Annotated in this window: 17 protein-coding genes; 8 read left to right on the forward strand and 9 right to left on the reverse strand. The window is 30.6% G+C overall.

Annotation, left to right across the window (positions count from 1 at the left end):
* Positions 1–450 precede the first annotated feature (450 nt).
* From SYNTR_RS11100 to SYNTR_RS11110, 3 genes are all read left to right on the forward strand, one after another.
* Positions 451–2568 (forward strand): ribonucleoside triphosphate reductase, encoded by a 2118-nt coding sequence (locus SYNTR_RS11100; protein WP_156204571.1) that lies wholly within the window; start codon positions 451–453, stop codon positions 2566–2568.
* A gap of 127 nt (positions 2569–2695) precedes the next feature.
* Complete coding sequence (locus SYNTR_RS11105) at positions 2696–3403, forward strand: anaerobic ribonucleoside-triphosphate reductase activating protein (RefSeq protein ID WP_156204572.1); 708 nt, start codon at positions 2696–2698, stop codon at positions 3401–3403.
* Positions 3404–3632: 229 nt separating this feature from the next.
* On the forward strand, positions 3633–3797 hold the full coding sequence (locus SYNTR_RS11110) for a hypothetical protein (RefSeq protein WP_156204573.1): 165 nt from the start codon (positions 3633–3635) through the stop codon (positions 3795–3797).
* 30 nt (positions 3798–3827) lie between these two features.
* Here the strand turns inward: SYNTR_RS11110 and SYNTR_RS11115 are convergent, their stop codons facing one another.
* The 3 genes from SYNTR_RS11115 to SYNTR_RS11125 all read right to left on the reverse strand — a co-directional run bounded on the left by SYNTR_RS11115 (position 3828) and on the right by SYNTR_RS11125 (position 8895).
* Positions 3828–5258 carry an asparagine synthase-related protein gene (locus SYNTR_RS11115; RefSeq protein WP_156204574.1) on the reverse strand — a complete coding sequence of 477 codons (1431 nt, stop codon included), beginning with the start codon at positions 5256–5258 and terminating at the stop codon, positions 3828–3830.
* A 144-nt stretch (positions 5259–5402) separates the two neighbouring features.
* Positions 5403–6287 (reverse strand): YitT family protein, encoded by an 885-nt coding sequence (locus SYNTR_RS11120; protein ID WP_156204575.1) that lies wholly within the window; start codon positions 6285–6287, stop codon positions 5403–5405.
* A gap of 247 nt (positions 6288–6534) precedes the next feature.
* Positions 6535–8895, reverse strand: a complete 2361-nt coding sequence (locus SYNTR_RS11125) for a PAS domain S-box protein (protein ID WP_156204576.1) — start codon at positions 8893–8895, stop codon at positions 6535–6537.
* A gap of 192 nt (positions 8896–9087) precedes the next feature.
* On the opposite strand from SYNTR_RS11125, the gene SYNTR_RS11130 reads away from it, so the two are divergent.
* Together SYNTR_RS11130 and recQ are read left to right on the forward strand one after the other, a co-directional pair.
* Positions 9088–9861: an REP-associated tyrosine transposase gene (locus tag SYNTR_RS11130; RefSeq protein ID WP_156204577.1), complete on the forward strand. Its 774-nt coding sequence runs from the start codon at positions 9088–9090 to the stop codon at positions 9859–9861.
* 54 nt (positions 9862–9915) lie between these two features.
* The gene (recQ, locus tag SYNTR_RS11135) at positions 9916–12069 is read left to right on the forward strand and encodes a DNA helicase RecQ (RefSeq protein ID WP_156204578.1); all 2154 of its coding nucleotides are present in this window, start codon (positions 9916–9918) and stop codon (positions 12067–12069) included.
* Between the two features lie 55 nt (positions 12070–12124).
* On the opposite strand, the gene SYNTR_RS11660 is transcribed toward recQ, so the two are convergent.
* Both SYNTR_RS11660 and SYNTR_RS11145 read right to left on the reverse strand, forming a co-directional pair.
* A complete protein-coding gene (locus tag SYNTR_RS11660) occupies positions 12125–12748 on the reverse strand; it encodes a 3D domain-containing protein (protein ID WP_243140194.1) in 624 nt (207 codons plus the stop codon).
* Positions 12749–12972: 224 nt separating this feature from the next.
* A complete protein-coding gene (locus tag SYNTR_RS11145) occupies positions 12973–13857 on the reverse strand; it encodes an MBL fold metallo-hydrolase (protein ID WP_156204579.1) in 885 nt (294 codons plus the stop codon).
* Between the two features lie 203 nt (positions 13858–14060).
* Here SYNTR_RS11145 and msrA point away from each other — a divergent pair, with 203 nt between their 5' ends.
* Positions 14061–14690 carry a peptide-methionine (S)-S-oxide reductase MsrA gene (gene msrA, locus SYNTR_RS11150; RefSeq protein ID WP_156204580.1) on the forward strand — a complete coding sequence of 210 codons (630 nt, stop codon included), beginning with the start codon at positions 14061–14063 and terminating at the stop codon, positions 14688–14690.
* Positions 14691–14754: 64 nt separating this feature from the next.
* Here msrA and SYNTR_RS11155 read toward each other — a convergent pair whose 3' ends face one another.
* Together SYNTR_RS11155 and uppP are read right to left on the reverse strand one after the other, a co-directional pair.
* Complete coding sequence (locus tag SYNTR_RS11155) at positions 14755–15327, reverse strand: restriction endonuclease (RefSeq protein WP_156204581.1); 573 nt, start codon at positions 15325–15327, stop codon at positions 14755–14757.
* Between the two features lie 121 nt (positions 15328–15448).
* Entirely contained in the window at positions 15449–16279 is an 831-nt protein-coding gene (uppP, locus tag SYNTR_RS11160) for an undecaprenyl-diphosphatase UppP (RefSeq protein ID WP_156204582.1), read from the reverse strand.
* A 453-nt stretch (positions 16280–16732) separates the two neighbouring features.
* Here uppP and SYNTR_RS11165 point away from each other — a divergent pair, with 453 nt between their 5' ends.
* A complete protein-coding gene (locus SYNTR_RS11165; protein ID WP_197079120.1) occupies positions 16733–17437 on the forward strand; it encodes an N-acetylmuramoyl-L-alanine amidase family protein in 705 nt (234 codons plus the stop codon).
* Positions 17438–17488: 51 nt separating this feature from the next.
* Here SYNTR_RS11165 and SYNTR_RS11170 read toward each other — a convergent pair whose 3' ends face one another.
* Together SYNTR_RS11170 and SYNTR_RS11175 are read right to left on the reverse strand one after the other, a co-directional pair.
* The gene (locus tag SYNTR_RS11170) at positions 17489–17650 is read right to left on the reverse strand and encodes a hypothetical protein (protein ID WP_156204584.1); all 162 of its coding nucleotides are present in this window, start codon (positions 17648–17650) and stop codon (positions 17489–17491) included.
* Positions 17651–17926: 276 nt separating this feature from the next.
* Positions 17927–19027, reverse strand: coding sequence for an HD-GYP domain-containing protein (locus SYNTR_RS11175; protein WP_156204585.1), 1101 nt, complete (start codon positions 19025–19027; stop codon positions 17927–17929).
* 197 nt (positions 19028–19224) lie between these two features.
* Here SYNTR_RS11175 and SYNTR_RS11180 point away from each other — a divergent pair, with 197 nt between their 5' ends.
* Positions 19225–21222 (forward strand): hypothetical protein, encoded by a 1998-nt coding sequence (locus tag SYNTR_RS11180; RefSeq protein WP_156204586.1) that lies wholly within the window; start codon positions 19225–19227, stop codon positions 21220–21222.
* Positions 21223–21396: the final 174 nt, after the last annotated feature.

The raw sequence follows: 21396 nt of genomic DNA on the forward strand, positions 1-21396 counted from the left end.
CATAAGTGAAATGAATCGTAGGGGAGAATTCATTCCCTAGACTATAGACTTAGTTGTTTTAACGCAGACAATGAATTCTCTTCTACGTTTAATGGTTATATATTCTATTATAAAGACAAAAACTAGTAACAATCAAAAAGAAATTGGTTAAAACAAGGAGAAATTTGAAAAAATTAGAAGTAATTAAGACAAAAAGCAGAAAGAAAGTCCTGGGACGGGTCAGTTGGCTCGTTTTTATTATTTTTAAGATTTATAAAACGAAATTTTAAGAATCATTGAATAAAACAAACAAATATAAAGGTAATATTTTCTTAAATAGGCTAACTAATCTAACAAGAACTTGTCTTTTTGCTTATAGAATAGGAGAATATTTAAAGCACATATACTGAATATTGTGGTGTAAAATAAAACATACCATATATATTGTGGTTTTCAAAGGGGAAATGATTAGTGGATATAAGTAAGATTATAAAAAGAGATGGTAGTATTGTTGAGTTTGAAAAAGAAAAAATAACTAAGGCCATATGGGGAGCAGCGCAAGCAGTTGGAGGTAAAGATTATCAAACAGCTGTAGAGTTAACAGACAAAGTAGTAGAGATTGCACAATATATAGATGATGAAGAAATATCAACAGTTGAAAAAATTCAGGACTTAGTTGAGCGTGTTCTAGTTAAAAACGGTCACTATAAAACTGCTAAGGCATATATTTTATATCGTAAGCAACGTGCTGATGCTCGTGATGCTAGTCAACTGTTATTAAATAACCAAATTATTTCATCATATCTTGAGAAAAATGATTGGAGAATAAAAGAAAATTCTAACATGACTTATTCCTTACAGGGAATGAATTTTCATATCTCTTCAGTAATAGTATCTCAATATTGGCTTAACCAAATTTATCCAACAGAAGTAAGAGAGGCTCATAATAGTGGAGATTTCCATATACACGACTTAGGAATATTAGGGGTATATTGTGTTGGCTGGGATATTAGAGATTTACTGCAAGAAGGTTTTAAAGGAGTGCGGGGTAAAGTAGCTTCGGGTCCGGCAAAGCACTTTAGATCAGTACTTGGACAGATAGTAAACTTCTTTTTTACCCTTCAGGGTGAAGCAGCAGGAGCACAAGCGTTTTCAAACTTTGATACTCTTTTAGCTCCATTTATCAGATATGATAACCTTGATTATAAGCAAACCAAGCAAGGTCTTCAGGAATTTGTCTTTAATATGAATGTGCCAACAAGAGTGGGTTTTCAAACACCATTTACTAATGTTACCTTAGATTTAAAGGTACCTGAATTTATGAAGGATGAACCAGTAATCATAGGTGGTAAGCATATGGATGCTACTTATGGAGAATTCCAAAAAGAAATGGATATGTTTAACCAAGCATTTGCTGAAGTTATGATGGAAGGAGATGTGGAGGAAAGAGTATTTACATTCCCAATTCCTACCTATAACATTACTGAAGATTTTGATTGGGACAACCCTAACTATGATAAGATTTGGGAGATGACCGCTAAATATGGTATTCCTTACTTTTCAAACTTTATAGGTTCAGATATGAACCCAGAGGATGCTAGAAGTATGTGTTGTCGCTTAAGGCTTGATAATAGAGAGCTTAGAAAACGTGGCGGTGGGCTTTTTGGAGCAAATCCTTTAACTGGCTCCATTGGAGTTGTAACTATTAACATGAGTCGAATAGCATACTTAGCAAGCACCGAAGAGGAATTTTACCAAAGGTTAGCCGAAGTAATGGATAAGGCTAAAACCAGTTTAGAAATAAAGAGAAAAGTTTTAGAAAACTTAACTGAATCAGGTTTGTATCCATATTCACAATTTTATTTAAGAAGCGTCAAAGAGGGATTTGGCCAGTATTGGAAAAACCATTTCTCAACAATAGGAATGGTTGGTATGAATGAAGCATGTTTAAATTTCCTAGGAGAAGACATAGCAAGTGAAAAAGGTCAGGATTTTGCTAAAATAGTTATGGATTATATGCGGGATAGACTAATGTGGTATCAGGATGAAACAGGAGATATTTATAATCTAGAAGCTACACCAGCTGAAGGTGTAAGCTATAGTATAGCTAAAAAGGATAAGTCTCAATACAAAAACATAATGGTAGCAAATCAAGAAGAAGTTCAAAATGGTGCAGAGCCATATTACACAAATTCAACTCAGTTACCAGTTAGTTACACAGATGATTTATTTAAAGCACTTAAGTCACAGGATGAATTACAAACTAGATATACAGGGGGAACAGTATTTCATATTTTCTTAGGGGAAGCAGTTCCCACAATTAATTCAGTTAAAAACTTAGTGCATAAAGTGTGCCAACAATTTAGTTTACCATACTTTACCTTATCGCCAACATTTAGTATATGTCCGAGTCACGGATATATCGGTGGTGAAAACCAGACCTGTCCTCTGTGTGAGGCTGAAGGTATTACTACACCATGTGAAGTATATTCAAGAGTAGTGGGCTATCTAAGACCTGTTGATCAATGGAATGCAGGAAAACAGCAAGAGTTTAATGAACGGAAAACATTTGCAGTTGAACACAAATAATGTAATAAAATTACCCCTGCTAATATGTGATTTAGCAGGGGTTTATTTTATTTTAAAGCTTTGTACACTAGCCAAATTATAAGCTATAATAAATACCGATAAATATTGAGATGGGAAGATAACAATAATGAAATTTGCAGGTATGGTAAAGCAAAGTCTAGTAGACTATCCAGGAAAAGTTGCAGCTACATTATTTACTAGAGGCTGTAACCTTAGGTGTCCTTTTTGTCATAATGAGCATTTACTAATAAAATCGGAAAGATATGAAGCAATAGAATTAGCATATATTTTAGAATTTTTAAATGAACGAAAGGGGTTTTTAGATGGAGTTGTTATAACTGGTGGTGAACCTACACTCAATTCTCAGTTATACAACGCCATAATAGAGATAAAAAAAATAGGATATCCTGTTAAACTAGATACAAATGGTACTAATTCAATATTATTAGAACAGTTACTAAATGATAACCTTATAGATTATATTGCAATGGACATAAAAGCCCCAATTATTTATGAAAAATATATTAAAGCCTGCAATAGCTTAACAAAAAAGGATTTTTTTAATATAAGAACATCAATTAGCATCCTTAAAAAACAAAATATTGAAGTAGAATTTAAAACAACAGTTGTTCCAGAAATACATAGTCCTGAAGATATAGTTGAAATAGCTAAATATATTCATGGAAGTAAAAATTACTCTTTACAACAATTTAACCCACAGTATACTTTAGACCCTAGACTAAACAAATTAGTCCCATATTCAAAAAAAGAAATGCAAGAAATAGCTAATAAATGTTTGGCTTATATCGAAAATGTTAGAGTAGTTAATATATAAAGATGGGATAGTATAAAGGGGTAATTTAAAATTAAGAAATTAGCTGAAATAGAACTAGATAATTATAAACCATACACAAAACAGGTCATTAGTCACAACTTCACACACCCTTAAGTAGGTCATAAGTCCACAGAAAAAAGTGACTAAAAGTGTGATGAAAAAGGACTATTACAACGAGAACTTGGGTGATAAAATTCGATTACCGTAACTTTTAAGAGGTGAAGAATAATTGGGAAAATGTAATAGCTGTTCTAAAGTCTATCCAGATGCAGCTCTAAAAAAAATGATTCATATAGTAGAGCGAAAAGCCTACCTTAATTATATATGCCCTTCATGTCAAGCAATTGTACATAATAATCCTAATTATTATTATCTAGTAGAAAGTAATAAATAAAAGATGGTACCAAAAGAACCAGCTTTTATTTTACCAAGGCTTCCACCTACCAACTACCTCTGCTAAATTTTGATCAGGGTAGAAGTCCTTAAAAATTCTATAATAATAAAGTTCTTCCTTCGAGACCAACCTTAAGTTTTCGGATATTGTACGGTTTTTATCAAATTCTTCATCACTTATATGCGCAGAAATTATTTCTGACATAATATCTGCAGTACCTGAACCCTTACTAAACTCCTCTTTTTGCCTAAATAAAATATTGTTGGGAAGCAAATTGATAAATGCTTCTCTTAATATCCATTTTTCGATACCTTCATTATTTATTTTCCATTCTATAGGTATCAAGTTAGAAAAATCTATTAGCTCATAATCCATAAACGGTAGGTCGACATCTAAGCCAAATGCAGAGGTCATTCTATCAACCCTTTGAAACCCCATAGAATGACTGGTTTTAAGTAATAAATCTAATTCATCAATTTGTTCATTTCTATTTTTATTTTTTAAATATTCATATCCCCCGAAAAGCTCATCAGCACCTTCGCCCATAAGAACAAATTCAATATTATTTTCACATGCTAATTTGGAAGCAAAATAATTTGCAATTGAACTTCTTACTAATGACCAATCAAAGGATTCTAAATGATAAATAACCTGAGGAAGAATATCAAATATTTCTTCAATTGTATATATATATTCAAAATGCTCTATGTCTAAATGCTTTGCTAAACTACGTGCATAAAATAAATCATCTGCATTTTCAAAACCAACAGATATACTTTTATAAGATGGTTGCACATTATTAACTAATGCTGCAATAATACTGCTATCAAGCCCTCCACTTAAAAATACACCTATATTATCTTTATTATCAACACTTCTTTTAATAGCAGTTTGCAATAAGTTTCTTATTTGTGTTGAACATTCAAGTGTATTTAAATCAAAAGAAGCAGTGGAATCTTCTTCATCGTCTACAAAAGACCTTAGCTTATTATTGTAATACATATATCCAGGTGGAAAAGGTCTGATATTTTCACAGTTACCTACCAAAGACTTTATTTCCGAAGCAAAAAAGATACTATCATTTTTTTGTCCCCAATATAGTGGTTTAATACCATAACGGTCCCGTGCTAATAATAAATCTTTATTATCGTAAATACAAAATGCAAAACTACCGTTTAGCTCTTTGATAAAATCAGTCCCATTTTGCTGATAAGTTTTTAAAATATCTTGAATCATATTACCATTATTATTGTTATTAAAATATGTATTACCATCTAAGCTAATAAAACTTTTCCCATCATTAAAATAATCATTATTGTTACTTCCAACCATACCTAAGGCAATTTCATCATTATTAAAAAAATAAAGTCCAGCCTTATGGCCTCTATGTTTAAGTTTAGTTATTGTTTCTTTGGAGATATACTTAGCTACATTTCCTTTGGCTACAAAAAAACCACTCAATTTATTACCTCCTTAAAATTTTAATTTAATAGAATATTTAACTACAAAAAGCAACTAGTTCTCAATGTTAATATTTATTATTGTGTGCCAAAATAATGTAAAAAAAACAAACAAAAAAATAACCCATATCATGGGGTTATTTTGCTAAAAATCATATTTGCTAGTTTTAAACCCATGGCCATAGGCTTCTATGGTCTCATTTACGGAAATAAATGCTTTAGAGTCTAGCTGAAAAACAATTTCTTTTAGTCTAGGAAGTTGGGTTTTACCAACAGTTACCATGATTATTTTTTTATCTTGTCCTGAATAGGCTCCCTGTCCAGGTAAATAAGTGCATCCTTTATGCAAAGTGTTCATTATATTATATGCAATATCATCACTTTTATCTGATATTATTATTGCTGTTCTTCCTACTTGAGGACCAGCTTCAACTGAATCTAAAACTTTTGAGGCTATATATATGGAAATTGCAGAAAATAAAGCTAACTCTAGATTTAATATTATTAGAGATAAAGCTAGTACTGAAATATTTCCAATGAAGAAAGTTTGTCCTATGTTATAACCCCAAAAACGTTTAAAAATAACTGCTATAATATCTAATCCTCCAGATGAACCTTTATATCTAAATATAATACCTGCTCCAACTCCTGCTACAACTCCACCGAAGATAGCTGCTAACAATAAATCATCTATATTTATACTTAATGGTTGAAACATCCATAAAAATAGTGCTTGGGAGAAGGTAGCTATAAGGCTATAAATGATAAATCTTTTGCTTACAAATTTATAACCAGCAATAAAAACCGGTACATTTAGTGCTAAAACCCAAAACCAAACGGGTATAGGTGTAGTAAAATTTAATATTATTGCTAAACCAGTAATTCCAGCAGTTAAAACATTAGCAGGAACTAAGAGAGCTTCAATTGCAAATGCTAAAATTAGAGAACCTACTAATATTCCTATAATATCTTTAATAGAGAATTCCTCTCTAAACTTACTGATTCTAGCTTTGACTAAAAAGCGGTTCATTTTAACCCTCCCCTAATGAAATAAGACAATTACATAAGCAAAACCAATATACCATGTAATTAAACTATTAAAAAGACTATTGACGTAGTTTTTTGCTGTAATTTTTTTTATCACACAGTCATAAAAGAAACTATTTTTTGTTTATAAGGACAAAGGCGAATTCAATCATCTGCATATATAGCTAAGCTATATTGCCGACAAATAAATTCGCCTTAGCTTTTTGAAATTATAATGTAGTTATGAATTATTACTTAACATCTTTAAAAACAACTTCAAAGGTAGTGCCATTATTGTCACTATTAAATCTAATGATTGCATTGTGTCGTTCTGCTATCTTATAACATATTGGTAGACCTAAACCAGTTCCATTTTCTTTGGTTGTAGCAAAGGGGGTAAACAATTTATCCTTTATAATATCATCAATTCCCTTGCCTTCATCAGTTACTGATAAAACTACAGAATTCTTTTCAACATAAGTTTTAATAGTAACAGTTCCTATATCCATTGCTTCTAAAGCATTATTAACAATATTTAAAAACAATTTGCGTATTTCATTTTTATCTAACATGATATCGGGGATACTTTTTAGTTCTAGCTTAACATTTAAATCTAATAAACTAGCATTAGAAACTATAAGAGGATAAAGTGAACTTATAATATTATTTAAATTTTGATGCTTTAATTCTAGCATCTTATGTTTTGATAGAGTTAAAAATTCACTAATAATATTATTTGCCTTATCAATTTCATTTAACATTATTTCAAAACATTCCTTATGATCTTTAAACTCATCTGTAGAATTAAGCAATTGTATATAGCCTCTTACTGATGTCATAGGATTTCTAATTTCGTGAGCAATGCTTGAAGCCATTTCTCCAATTAAATTAAATCTATCTAAATTAGCTAACTTTTTTTCAAATAAAAGTTTATTTGTTACATCATTAAAAACAATAACATAGCCAATATTAACCTCTTTAGTATCATTTAAAGGTTGTATACTGTAAGTAACAACTTTTTCATTTCCATTTTTGTCTAACAATATTTTATAGTTATCAAGATCTTCAGTAACAAACTTTTTATATTTTTCAAATCGCTTGTCATGGTCTTTACTAACCACTTTTAAAATACTACTTATATCTTTATCATTAGCTTCACTTGCTTGCCACCCAGTAATTTTTTCAGCTGCATTATTTAACATTACAATTCTCCCATCTGGGGTAGTTGTTATTACTCCCTCGCTAATTGATTGTAATGTAATCTGTAATAATTCTTGTTCTTTATGTAAAGCTTCTGTAGCTTCTTTCCTAATAACAGTATCCCATATAGAATCAAAAAGTAATTTCAACTGTATTGCATCTTCCTCGGTATAATCATCTTTTTTATTAGCCATTCCAACAATAGCAACAATATTGTTATTATTAATTACTGGTATAGACAAGAAATTATTAAGCTTAATATGTTCTTTGGGATATCCTTTTTTTAATGGATGAGGAGCTTGGAAATTATTGACAATAATAGGTTTTTGTTGTCTAATTGCTTCTCCCCATATTCCACCATGCTCAAGTGTAAATCTATCTTTATTAATAAAACAGTTTTCAATAGTTTTATCAGAGTAAGAGTTTAAAAATAGTTCGCCTGAATCGTTATACAAGAAAATATAACCATAGGTACTGTTTAACATAGTAATACTTTCATTAAGAGTATAGTTTAACAAATCACCAGATGATTCAGATTTATATTGCAAAATCTTAACAATGCTTTTATATCGTTCTTTGTTTTTTTCTATTTTTTCAAGTAATAATTGGTTATCCGTAATATCTCTTGCTGCTGCATAAATATAGTGGTTTTTATACGGTTGGGATTTCCATTCAATATATCGGTATGATCCATCTTTTGATATATATCTATTAACAAAGTTTGTGATTGTTTGATTGTCGGCTAATCTGGATATGGCGTTTATGGTGGCATCAATATCTTCTGGATGAACGAATTCTAAAAATGTTCTTTTCTCTAACTCAGACTTTGTATAGCCCAAAATATCTTCCCAAGCTTTATTAACTTTAATAAAATTACCATCTGTATCAGCTATGCAAAGTAAATCAGGTGTGATGCTAAAAAATCTCTCAAGCTCATTTGATTTATTCATTAACTGTATTTCTGCTTTCTTTTGTTTAGTTATATCTTTACTTGAACCCACAATATAGTTTATTGTATCATTTTCCAAAATTGGAGTAAGTGTAGTTAAAAATATAATATTCCCATCTGCAAACGATATGCATTCTTCAAAAGTTATAGTTTTTTTTTGTTCCACACAGTTTTTATAATGTTCTGTTAAAATTTTAGCTGTGTCACTTTCAAAAGCTTCAAAAGGGGTTTTCTCACATATTTCATCTTGGGTAATCCCCAATAACTTTTCTGTTTTAGCATTTATAGTTATAAATTTAAAATTTTCATCTTTTGTATAACTTAATAAAAATAAGGCATCTTGGGTTTTATTAAAAACTGTTTCGTATTCTTTTATTATAGTTTCTTTATTTTTACTAACGGTATCATAAAATATAGAAGCATTTTCTAAACCTTTAGTTTTTTCATAATTATCACACTTCAAAGAACCCTCCCCTTTATTACTTTTTAATATCCAACACTGGACTAGTTATATATTTCCATTTAATAGAAAATATTTCCTGCAAATTTAAGTGTGAAAAAATTCTTTATCAAAAAAGGAAGCATAGGGACGGTTCTTTTGCTTCCTTTTTTGTGGTAAGATATAACAAAATTAATTGGGGGGGGAGGTCAAAAAGTGCCACGTCAACCTAGAGTCAAAAGTGAAAGCGGGATATATCATGTAATGTTACGCGGAGTAAGGAAACAAGATATTTTTCATGATGACGAGGACTGCTTAAGATTTCTTACTACAATCAAAAGATACAAAAAGCAGTCACAGATAAATGTATATGGATGGTGTCTAATGGGAAACCATGTACATTTGCTATTGAAAGAAGGTAATGAAAATATAAGTACAACAATGAAAAGAATAGGGGTAAGTTATGTCTGGTTTTATAACCAAAAATATAAAACAGTAGGTCACTTATTTCAAGATAGATACAAAAGTGAACAAATTGAGACTGATGAGTATTTATTAACGGTAATTCGCTATATACACCAAAATCCCGTAAAAGCAGGTTTTGCAAAAACACCAGCGAGTTGGAGATGGAGTAGTTGTTTTGGTTATTATGGAAAAGAATACGAACCAGTTGCACTACTTGATGACCAATTAATATTAGGTTTATTTGCACATAATCAAACTGTAGCAAGAGATGAATTTAAGGATTTTAATGAAATAAAAAATGATGACCAATGTCTTGATGATAAATATATTAAAAAATTAACTGATGAAGAAGCTTTACAGGAAATAAACAAATTACAGTTAGGGTTAGATTTAGAAGCAATAAAAAAATTACCAAAAACAAAACGAAACGTAATTATATCTCAAATTAAAACTATTGAAGGATTAACCCAAAGGCAAATAGCTCGAATTCTTAATATATCGGAAAATGTAATTTTTAAAGCTTAAAAAAGGAAGCAAAAGAACCGTCCCTATGCTTCCTTTATATGGGGAGGGTAAAGCATGGAGTCTGCACTAGCGGCAATGGCTCAGTATTTTGGTTACCAAGATTTTAAACCAGGACAAAGAGAGATAATAGATGGAATTTTAGATTCTCGTGATGTTATAGGTGTGATGCCTACAGGTGGAGGAAAATCACTTTGCTATCAATTACCGGGTTTGGTTTTATCCGGGATAACTTTGGTGATATCTCCTTTGATTGCATTAATGAAGGATCAAGTAGATGCACTTAATAATCAAGGGGTACCTGCATCTTTTATTAATAGTTCATTGAACTTAAGTGAAATACAAGCACGCTTAAAGCTAGCATATAATGGTGAAGTTAAACTATTATATATTGCTCCAGAACGCTTAGATTCAAAAGACTTTACTAGATTACTTTATAACCTTCCTATTTCTTTAATAGCAATTGATGAAGCGCATTGTGTATCACAATGGGGGCATGATTTTAGACCAAGTTATTTAAATATTAGATCATGGATTGAAGCAATGAAAAATCGACCAGTGGTAGCAGCTTTTACTGCTACGGCTACTACTCGTGTACGTCAAGATATTATAGAAAACTTAGGGCTTAAACAGCCTAAAACTATAATTAATAGCTTTAATCGCCCTAATCTTTACTTTGCCGTTAATAAGGGAGTAGATCGAATAAGGTATATTAGTAATTATATAGATAAGCATCCTAATCAGTCAGGGATAATTTATGCTGCAACACGTAAAGAGGTTGAAAATATTTTTGAACAACTACTAACAAAAAATTATTCGGTAGCAAAATACCATGCAGGTTTAAAAACTGAAGAAAGAACTAAAAATCAAGAAGACTTTTTACATGATCGTATTAAAGTAATGATAGCAACAAATGCATTTGGCATGGGGATAGATAAATCAAATATTAGTTTTGTTATTCACCATAACATGCCCAGGCACCTAGAAGCTTACTATCAAGAAGCTGGTCGTGCAGGACGTGATGGGCAACCGGCAGAATGCATTCTTTTATACCATCCTTCAGACATACAAATACAAAAATATTTTATAGAAAATGCAAACTTAGCCGAAAAAAGAAAAATATCGGAATACGAAAAACTAAAAAACATAATTGATTACTGTCATAGTCCCCGTTGTCTAAGGGAAAACATATTGAAATATTTCGGTGAATTAAGTACAAGTGATAATTGCGATAATTGTGCTAATTGTAAAGAGCAGGAAATAGTGGATATTACCATAGAAGCACAAAAGATTTTCTCTTGTATAATTAGAATGAGAGAACAATATGGCAGCAAAATTATTGCTGCTGTTCTAAAAGGTTCCCAACAAAAAAGAGTATTTGAGCTAGGGTTTGAAAAATTGTCGACTTATGGAATTATGAATAACCTCACAATGCCTCAAATTACCGAGTATATTAACATTCTAGCTGCTGAGGATTTTTTAACCATTACTAATGGGCAATACCCAGTAGTTAAAATGAAATCAAAAGCCTTACCAGTACTTAGAGGACAAGAGAAAATTCTTATTAGACGTCCAAAAGCAACTGAGACTACAGTTTATGAAAACGAACTTTTTGAAGCACTTCGTAATTTGCGTCAGGAAATAGCGCAACAACAAGGTGTTCCACCTTATGTTATATTTGCAGACAAAACATTGTGGGAAATGTGTGAGTATCTACCCCTCAATGTAGAAGCTATGTTATGTATTAATGGAGTAGGTCAAGTAAAATTTGAAAGATATGGTGAAAAATTTTTAGAAATCATAAAAAATTATACAGAAGCTAACTTACAAGGTTCAATTGAAAATTCTCAAAACAATGACACCTCAATAGAATCAACTAATTCTAAAACCAAAAAGAAAACTAAAGAATCTAAAACTCCAACTCATGTACTATCATGGCAGATGTACCAAGAAGGTAAAAGTTTATCAGATATATCAAAAGTACGGGAATTAAAAATTACAACCATAGAAGAGCATATTATAAAAGCTGTTCAAAATGGCTATAGTGTGGAATGGTACGATTTTATTACTCCTGAAACTGAAGCAAAAGTTTTAGAAAAGGTCAACACCATAGGAGTTGAAAAATTAAAGCCAATTAAAGAGTCTTTACCTGATAAAATAAGTTATTTTGATATTAAGATTGCACTCTTAAAAAATGAACTAAAAAAATAAGCTGTTAGCTATTTGCTAACAGCTTAAGGAAGCAAAAGAACCGTCCCCGTGCTTCCTATTGATCGTAGATTTTTACTTCTACTTCTCTGATACCCCATTCATAGGCTTCTTCTTTGGTCCACATAAATACATCTATTCTATTTCCCTTTATTGCGCCACCTTGGTCAGCAGCAATACCTTCTCCATAACCTTCGATGTAAAGTTTTGTTTCCATTGGTATAACATCTGGGTCTACAGCTACAATTCCTCTATCAAGAGGCAGTCCTATATATGAGGGATAACCACCCCACGGATAATTTTCTTCGTGGCAATCAGTATAAGCAGTTGCTACCATGGTCATTGTTCTATACCCAGGTTCTTCATTGGTTGGTTTTTCTTTAACTTTTTTAGGTGTATCATCAGCTACTATTTCCTCTGGATTATTTACGGGTTGTTCATTATTTTTATTGTCTGTACTTGTAGGTAAATCTTTTTTCTCTTTCTCTTCACTAGTTTCTACTTCTTTTTCATCATTTTTGTTGTTATTAATTTCTTCATCCTTATTTGCTAGGATAGTTTCCTCATTGTCTTGTGGAATATTATCGCCATTCTTAGAAGCAAGGTTTTCATATGCTAATGTTGTTCCTAGTATAAAGATAACCAATAAAATACCAATATAAATATGATTTTTTTTATTCAACTTTATCACTCCTTTAAACCTATACAACAAGGTTAATTACCCCTGCATAAGGCATGCCTAAGTTTAAAGGATTAATTGGTCAAGCTCAATGTTTTAATATTGATACCTATTGGTTTATTTAAGAACTAGCTTTTTATTTTAACTAAGGTGATGTAAATTCATAAAAGAACTTAATGATACTTAAATATTTTATTTATAACCAATAAAAACCAAGGCAAGCAAGACTACTCTAATTTGGCTTTAACATTTTTGATCAATAGATGCATTGATCCTAACATCATTTCTTTAGGATAAAGAGCAAGAGCACCTTTTATGTATATGTTATACATCTCTTCTGCTAACTCTTGTTCACTATAACCATCTTTTAATTTATTACTTATTGTATCAAATGCTTCATAGGCAGCTTTTAGGCTCTCCTGGTAGAAGGAGTTTACTGCATTGCCTGTAGGTATATCTCCATGAGCAACTCCTAGTACTTGGGTTGGATATGATTTTAGCCTATTTATAGTATTTAAATAAGTATCATAATCTTGGAAAAATACTGGAGAAAACTTTCCATCTTCTGCTTTATAGCCAGTTGCATCAGATACAAACATAACTTTATCATTAGCTAAATAAGCTGATATCGAACAAGGACTGTGACCTGGAGTTTCAAGTATTTCTAGAGTTAATTCATTATCTAGATTAATACAATCACCATCTTTTACTATCATATCTACATTAATTTCTTCTATGTCTCTACTAACTGGTTTATTTTCTAATAGTTCATTTTTTATATAAGAATCTGTAGTTATACTGTCACCTTGGAACATAGCTTTAACAATACGCTCTTTTGAAAGGAGTTTTTTACATACCTCACTAGCTACAACTTTAGCATCAGGAAATAGTTCTTTTAAAGAAGGAATACCACAAACATGGTCAAAATGTGAATGCATTGCAAGAATATATTTAATATTAGGCTTTTCTTGTAGTTGAACCCAGTCTTTTTTAAATAGTTCAACACCAGCACTAATTCCACATTCAATAATTGCAGCTTCTTTATTACCCACTATGTAATAATTTAAAAAACCATTACCTAGGACAATAACATTATCTGAAATTCTTTTCATTTAAAAAACCTCCTAACGTGATTAGTATTCTATTATAGATTATTACCAAGGCTGAAACATTAAACCTACTTAAATGTTATTTAACCATAGTTAAACTATTTTGACAATTTTTTACCCCAAGTAAATGTGGTTAGTTTTATGTGCATATTATTAATCACTAAAGCAAAAGAATAAATTGATAACTTAAATAAGGGGGTAGTTAGATGGCTCATGAAAGCAATGAATACCAAACAGCCACTTTTGCCGGAGGATGTTTTTGGTGTATGGTTGAACCTTTTAAAAAGTTAGAGGGTGTTATAGATGTAATTAGTGGTTATACAGGGGGGCATGTTAAAAATCCTGATTACGAAGATGTAACAACAGGTTATTCTGGGCACTATGAATCAGTTCAAGTTATTTATGACCCAGCCAAAATAAACTATTCAGATTTGTTAGATGTTTTTTGGAGACAAATTGACCCAACTGATGAATTTGGCCAGTTTGGTGATAGAGGGGACCAGTATAGAACAGCAATTTTTTATCACGATGAGGAACAAAGGGAAGTTGCTAAAAAATCGAAAAATAGGTTAGAAGAATTAAATTTATTTAATTATCCTATTGCTACAGAAATAATAGCTGCTCAGCCTTTTTATAAGGCAGAAGAACACCACCAAAATTATTATGCAAAAAATTCGGGTCATTATGAATTTTACAAAAAAGGATCTGGAAGAGAAGATTTTATTAACAAAGCATGGGGAAACATTGATGAAAAATTAGAGGAATTAAATGAACATCGGTTTTTGGTCACACAAAAAAATGAAACTGAAAAACCATATAAATATTGGGATAATTGATTTTAGTTACTTATTAGATTTTTGCAAAAACTGATACATAAAACTGTATCAGTTTTATACAAATCTAAACATTTGGTAAAGGTTCGTCTGACAATGGAGTTGATAGTTCTTCAGTACGAATTTTCCACTGTAGTTTAATTAATTCATCTCCATCTAGTACTTTGATTTGGTATTCAGGTGGTAGCTTATTTATGTACTCTCTAGAGCGATCGGATACTTTGCTGGTTGTCATTATTATTCCTTTTCTTATGCCATCTCCAACCATAGCCCCAACCAGTTTCTGTATAATATCTCGAGATATTTCGTTATAATAAATACCTTTATAAGCATATCTTTTACATTCTACATATACTTTTTCACCATCTTTTTCACAGATAATATCTTTTCCTCCATCATAATGTTCCGTGGTTACTTCCACAGATGAATAATCTAGCTTTTCAAGAAAATTTGCACACCAAAGTTCAAACTCATAAGGTTCTAGGTTATATATATCTTTTTTGGACAATAGACCATATTTTAATTTTGTTTGGTTTTCTCGCCTATCAACTTCAGCCTTTATTAGGGTATAAGCTTTTTCAGCTAAATTTATAAAAATAATAGCTACAAATGATAGAAAGACAGCAGTAAAAACATTCATCTAATCACCTCATTAGTAGCCTTTACAATATTTTCTTATTTTATACAGTACCAACAATGAGATTTCATATGGCATGTTAACTACTAATAAAAAATACTGAGCAAAAGTGTTTAGAAATAATCTATATGTCCATAACCACATTAGGATCCATAAATAGAATTAAAAGAATTGCTACTGTAAAGCAGTATATTGCAAAATAAATAAGCTTACTGCGTTTTAAAAAATCAATAAGCCAAACTATTCCAATCCATGAAAAGATAAAAGTAACAACAAATGAGACTATAAGTGGACCTAATCCAATAACAGACCACATTTCATTAGATAAGTCACCGATTACTAAAACTGATGAACCTAATATAACTGGTATAGCTAGCAAAAAAGAGTACCTTACTGCTGTATCTCTAGATAAACCAACCCAAAGTCCAGTTACTAAAGTTGAACCTGATCGAGAGATGCCGGGTAAAACTGCTAATGTTTGTCCCAAACCGACAATAATAGAATCTAGATATGTCATATTTTCAATTCTTCTTTCACCATATTGGCGAAATCGTTCAATAATAATAAGAAAAGTACCTGTTATCATTAAGGAAACTCCGATAAATGTAGGTGTTTTCATGGCATCTTGAATTACGCCCTTTAATACTATGCCTAGTGTTCCGGTTATAATAGTGGCTATTAAAATATAAATGCCAAACATAAATTGTGTACGATGGTTAGCTGACTTGTTAATTAAATAAGCAAAAAAACCAGTAACAACATTAATTAAATCCTTTCTGAAATAAATTATTACTGCTAATACTGAGGCTAAATGCAAATAAATTTCAAATGTTAAACCAGGAAAATGATAACCTAAAAGGTGTTCTGTAATAATTATATGGGCAGTACTTGATATAGGTAAAAATTCAGTAATACCTTGTACAATGCCAAAAATAATAGCTTCAATATAAGTCATTTAAAGTCTCCTTTATAACTATATTTATAAATTATCTCTAAAACAAATAAAAAATACAAGTAATATAAAAATTATAAAAACCTCTACATGCGTTGGGTTTAACACATAAGCCTAACATCGCATACCATAGAGTATATATAAAATTCTAGTTTAGCTTTTTGAAGTCAAATCAATTTTATATATTTGATTCTGCTGCAAAAAGTAACTGCAACAAACTTAAGGCTGAGCAAACATGTTTATCTAAGTCCTTAAGTAGCAAGGCGTGGTGCATAGATCACGGCTAAGTATAAATAAAAAATCATTTTAGATAATAAGTGCTAAGCTAAAATGAAGGTAAAGACCGATGAGTGGCGTGATAAACATGTTTGCTCAGCCGATTCCATACTCTAAGTTTAGCTTTTTGCAGTGGAATCATATTTATATAAATTATTTATGAGCAAAGGAGGTAAAATAATGATAAAGGTAGGTATTGACCCTGGTCATGGAGGAAGTGATTCAGGGGCAGTAGGGGTACGCGGGTATAGAGAAAAAGATATTGTTCTTTCTATAGCTAAAGAAGTTGAATCTCACCTGAAACAGAATTCTATAAAAACTGTAATGACTAGAACTGAAGATAAGTATGTTAGTCTTAATGAAAGAACTCGAATATTAAATGACTCTAAAGTAGATATCTGTCTTTCTATTCATGCTAATGCATCGACAAACCGAGATGCTGACTATATTTCTACATTTATTTATACAGCTAGAGGTGAAGCGGAATCTCTAGCTTATTTAATTCAAAAAGAAATGGTGAATGAATTAGGTTGGCAAGATGGTGGGGTTAGAATAAAAAATTTGCATATTTTAAGAGAGACAAACATGCCAGCTATATTATTAGAATGTGGATTTATAACTAATCTAAAACAAGAAAGAAAACTTATACAACAAGATACTAAAAAAAACTTAGCTAAGGCTATGGTTGCGGGAATTTTATCGCATTATAATTTGGCTCAAAATACTAAACCCCAAAATAGCGATTTACCTAGTAATAACAAAGATGAAATTAATCAAAAGATTAAAGAGTTTGAAAACAACTTGCTAAACAAGAAAAGAGAAACTGCTGAAAAAAACGAAACTATAAAACGTATACTAAATTTAGCTGAAAAATCCTTACAATAAAAAATGGCTCTTATTTAAATGAGCCATTTTTTATTAAAAAGGAGGGAGCGGCTAATCCATGGGGCCGCCTTCCCAATATTGCCTAATCTTTCGTAAAGCATATCCACCGAAATAAAGGCCATTAATAAATGCAATAGGTATTGCTAAAAAACCAAACCAATGAATTTTTTGTTTGTTGTCTTCTTTACCGTCTGTTGTTCTATATCTTGTCATAATAAAGCCCTCCTTTAGTTTAGTTTTAACTAAAAAGAGGGATTTATAATAGGTTTAATATCTCATCTTTTACTAATTAAGGAGGGATAGACTTTTAAAAACAAAAGATATAAAAGTGTGCCACCTAAAAATAGTATTAATATTACAGAAATGGTTTTTTCCATATATTAAACTACCTCCAATTAATCTCTTGTTTTTTATTATTGGCAAGCTTTATTATTATTCATACATATAACAGATTTCACCTGTTTTTCAAATAATGTTTGCAAAAAAATATTAGTCATCTAAGTTTTTTATTTGGTTTATCTCTTTTTCATTTAAAACACGAGTTATTAATATTCTTGTCATTTTTGATAAATCTACCTCATGTGGATTAGCAATTTTCAAACCATCATTTTTATATACAACTCTTATAATTGGTTTACTAGGTGTAGTTTTATTTATATCCACAACAATACCATAATCACCTGTGTTAAGTTGAACGATACTTCCTAAAGGATAAATTGCAATATTAGAAATTAAAGCATCAACACATTTTTCATCTAAATAAATGCCTTTCATCCTATTTAACACATCGATAGATTGCTTAATAGAATATGCAGGGCGGTAAGGTCTATCAGAAAGCAAAGCATCATATACATCAGCTACTCCCACAATACGAGCATATTCATGTATTTCTTCTCCTTGGAGTTTTCGTGGATAGCCATTACCATCCCAACGTTCATGATGTTGATAAGCTATATGAGCTGATAGTAAAGAGATATCATCATAATTTTTGAGTAATTTAAAACCATATTCGGCGTGCTTTTTAACTTCTTCAAATTCTTCTGGGGTTAAATCATCATTTTTTGTTAAAATTGATTTATCTACCTGTGTTTTACCAATATCATGAAGTAGTGCACCCATTCCTAATTCTTTAAGTTTAAGGTTATTATAACCCAAAGTCATAGCTGTCATTACTGAAAGTATACAAACATTAACCGAATGACCAAATGTATAATCATCAAATGCTCTTATATCTGTTAAATTAACTAATATATTTAGATTAGATAAAAGTTCGTCAATTATGTTATTAACAGTATTTTGTACTGACTTTATATTAATTTTACGTTCTTGTTCTATTAAATTAAAACCATCTTTTACAATTTTGGCTGTCTTTAATCTTGTTTGCTCGGATACTACATCAGGTGCGTTTTCTACATCACCAAATGCTTCATCAATAATATATACAGAGGCAATGCCCATCTGTTTTAAGCGCTGTATGTATGCCTCAGTTAATTTAATTCCAGCATTTATGAGAATACGGCTATCACTACTATAAATTCGTCTTGCTACTTCCATTCCAGGTTTTAAATTATCAATAAAAACTCTTCTCATATAAATATCACCTTATTTTGACATACAAAAAAATTATTAATGATGTAATTCTGTATACGATATCTAATTCCTCCCTTATTAATGACAAAAACAACTAATAATAGATATAAAAACCTTTAAACTAGCTTCAACATAATTTGCCTGTCGTTTGCTAACGTGGTAAATTACAATTAAGAAAAAAATTTATGGAGATCTAAATGGGAAAAAATAAAAAGAACAAGTTTCCAAGGGTTCTTCTTAAAAACCTAGTGCATGACATAAGAAAACTAATATCAAGTAATGAGGGTCGAATATTTATATTAGAGATTTTTGAAGAGGTTCCATTTGAACTTAGACCAAGTTTACTTGAAAGCTTATCGGCCTTTTATGAAAAAGAAATGGCCGAGTTTTTTCATCTGCTTATTATAGAGTATGGAAAAGAATGGAGTGCTATATGCAAACGTGCCTTAGAAAAATATGCTATGGCAGGAATAGAATTTAGTCCTCCAGTGTTTTCAAAAGGACGATTTTATAAAGCGTATGCAACAAAAACTAGACATACAGGAAAAACAAATGTTGATATAGCATGGAAAACAGATGATGGTTTTATTTATGTAGAAAGTATTTATTTAACGTATTCCTCAGATGGGATACACAGTTATTTTATTGATGAGAACTTTTCAATTTCGAAATTTAAAAAGGACAGAGAAGGGCTTAATGATTTAGTGGAAATTAACTTTGAAGAAGTGTGTTGCCTAATACAAGAGGCATATGGTTTTAATATGAGATCTATGACGCGTCCGGCTATAGGGAAGTTTTTATATCAAAAATACTTAGATCAAGAAGTTGGACTTACCCACACCGCAGAAGCTGAACTATTGCGTAAAGTATCAAGTGAATTAAGTCCAAAAGAATTAGTAAATAGCTTATTTTATGCTTTACGATACCAAGATTATAACTATATTTTTTCCCTTCTATCTAGGGAAAGATCATACCAAGGATTACTTGTTTACCAACTTGATGATGTTATTAACCCCGGAGCCTTGTTATTAGAGGGGGAAATCGATGGTGTTAATGAGAGTAAAGAAAATATAGAAATATCTGCATATACAATTGTGGCTGAAAACCAAGAGCTATTTAAACAAAATTACTTATTTGAGCTAAGAATAGAAAATAGCACGTGGTACGTTTCTAATATAGAAAGATTAAGTTATGACTCAATAGATTCAGATTCTAAGTTAAATCCACTTTCCTCACAAGTAACTTGTAAAGTTTATCAAATAATTGATCATGAGGATTTATTTAACATTCTAGAAGGTATAGATGATTTAAGAGAAGTCGAAGAAATTCCTAATGGTATTCATTTGAGAATTACAACAAACAATCACAGCCTTGATGAAGGGGTTTCATTCTTAACTGGTATATTTGCAGATCTAATTGTTAATGGAGAAGAATTTGTAATAATTGCTAAAGATAGGGATTCGCTAAATGACTTAGAAAACTTTTTATACTATGAAGATAGGGGATCAGTAGTATTTAAAAATGAATACACACTAACTATCCTTAATGCTTATAGTTATGCAGGAGGGCAATATAATAGTTTCGAAGAAGTTTTATTAAGAGAAGAAGTAGATTATGACCCTGATGATGGTATGCGTTTTTTATCTATACGTTATCTAATCAAAGATAAAGAAAAAGTAGAACAAAGACTAGAAGAATTAAAAAGTCTTGTTATACAATTACCAGGTAAACATAAAGTTTATTATCAACTTAACAAACAAACTAACGATTTCCTAGCGGAATATATTTTAGGTTCAAATTGGTTAACAGTATCTGCATTTGGTGAATTAGATATAAGCATTGCTAGAAAACAAATTGAAAAAGATATGTATGAAAGCCTAGAGTTTGATGGGATGGAAGTCAGAGAAGATGGTATATTTGGCATATTAACCTTTGATGTAAAAAAACAGTATCCAGAACTAGAATTATCACTTAAAGAAATGTATTTAGATAAATGGTATAGGTCTAGGTTAAACATATTGCAAGGTATGAGTCCTTCTGAAGCGTGCAAAACTGAAGAGGGTACTAGGATGTTATGGGCAATGTTTAAAAACATAAAAAACAAGGAAAAATATTCTAATCTTGCTAATAATAAATTTATAAATTTAAAAGAATATATGAAAAAAGTTGATTTATATTCCTTGCAAAAACCCTAGATTTATTAAACTTTGGAAAAATTGCGGCAAAAGGCAAAATATGTATATACAATAGACTATAGTATATTGTATAATTTAATAAATAAAATATAAATTTTTATATTGACAGCAATATTACCTTTAAATATACTATATAGATAACAAAATAACATATTCTCAATAGCGATGAAAAGA

It is taken from the genome of Candidatus Syntrophocurvum alkaliphilum (assembly GCF_009734445.1).
Taxonomy (GTDB): Bacteria; Bacillota; Syntrophomonadia; order Syntrophomonadales; family Syntrophomonadaceae; genus Syntrophocurvum; species Syntrophocurvum alkaliphilum.

Bases quoted from the DNA above. Each gene is read 5' to 3' on its own strand.
- SYNTR_RS11175 (WP_156204585.1), bottom strand. From the start codon at position 19,027: ATGAGAAGAGTTTTTATTGATAATTTAAAACCTGGAATGGAAGTAGCA.
- SYNTR_RS11120 (WP_156204575.1), bottom strand. From the start codon at position 6,287: ATGAACCGCTTTTTAGTCAAAGCTAGAATCAGTAAGTTTAGAGAGGAA.
- SYNTR_RS11105 (WP_156204572.1), top strand. From the start codon at position 2,696: ATGAAATTTGCAGGTATGGTAAAGCAAAGTCTAGTAGACTATCCAGGA.
- SYNTR_RS11155 (WP_156204581.1), bottom strand. From the start codon at position 15,327: ATGAATGTTTTTACTGCTGTCTTTCTATCATTTGTAGCTATTATTTTT.
- msrA (WP_156204580.1), top strand. From the start codon at position 14,061: ATGGCTCATGAAAGCAATGAATACCAAACAGCCACTTTTGCCGGAGGA.
- recQ (WP_156204578.1), top strand. From the start codon at position 9,916: ATGGAGTCTGCACTAGCGGCAATGGCTCAGTATTTTGGTTACCAAGAT.
- SYNTR_RS11165 (WP_197079120.1), top strand. From the start codon at position 16,733: ATGATAAAGGTAGGTATTGACCCTGGTCATGGAGGAAGTGATTCAGGG.
- uppP (WP_156204582.1), bottom strand. From the start codon at position 16,279: ATGACTTATATTGAAGCTATTATTTTTGGCATTGTACAAGGTATTACT.
- SYNTR_RS11170 (WP_156204584.1), bottom strand. From the start codon at position 17,650: ATGACAAGATATAGAACAACAGACGGTAAAGAAGACAACAAACAAAAA.
- SYNTR_RS11180 (WP_156204586.1), top strand. From the start codon at position 19,225: ATGGGAAAAAATAAAAAGAACAAGTTTCCAAGGGTTCTTCTTAAAAAC.
- SYNTR_RS11145 (WP_156204579.1), bottom strand. From the start codon at position 13,857: ATGAAAAGAATTTCAGATAATGTTATTGTCCTAGGTAATGGTTTTTTA.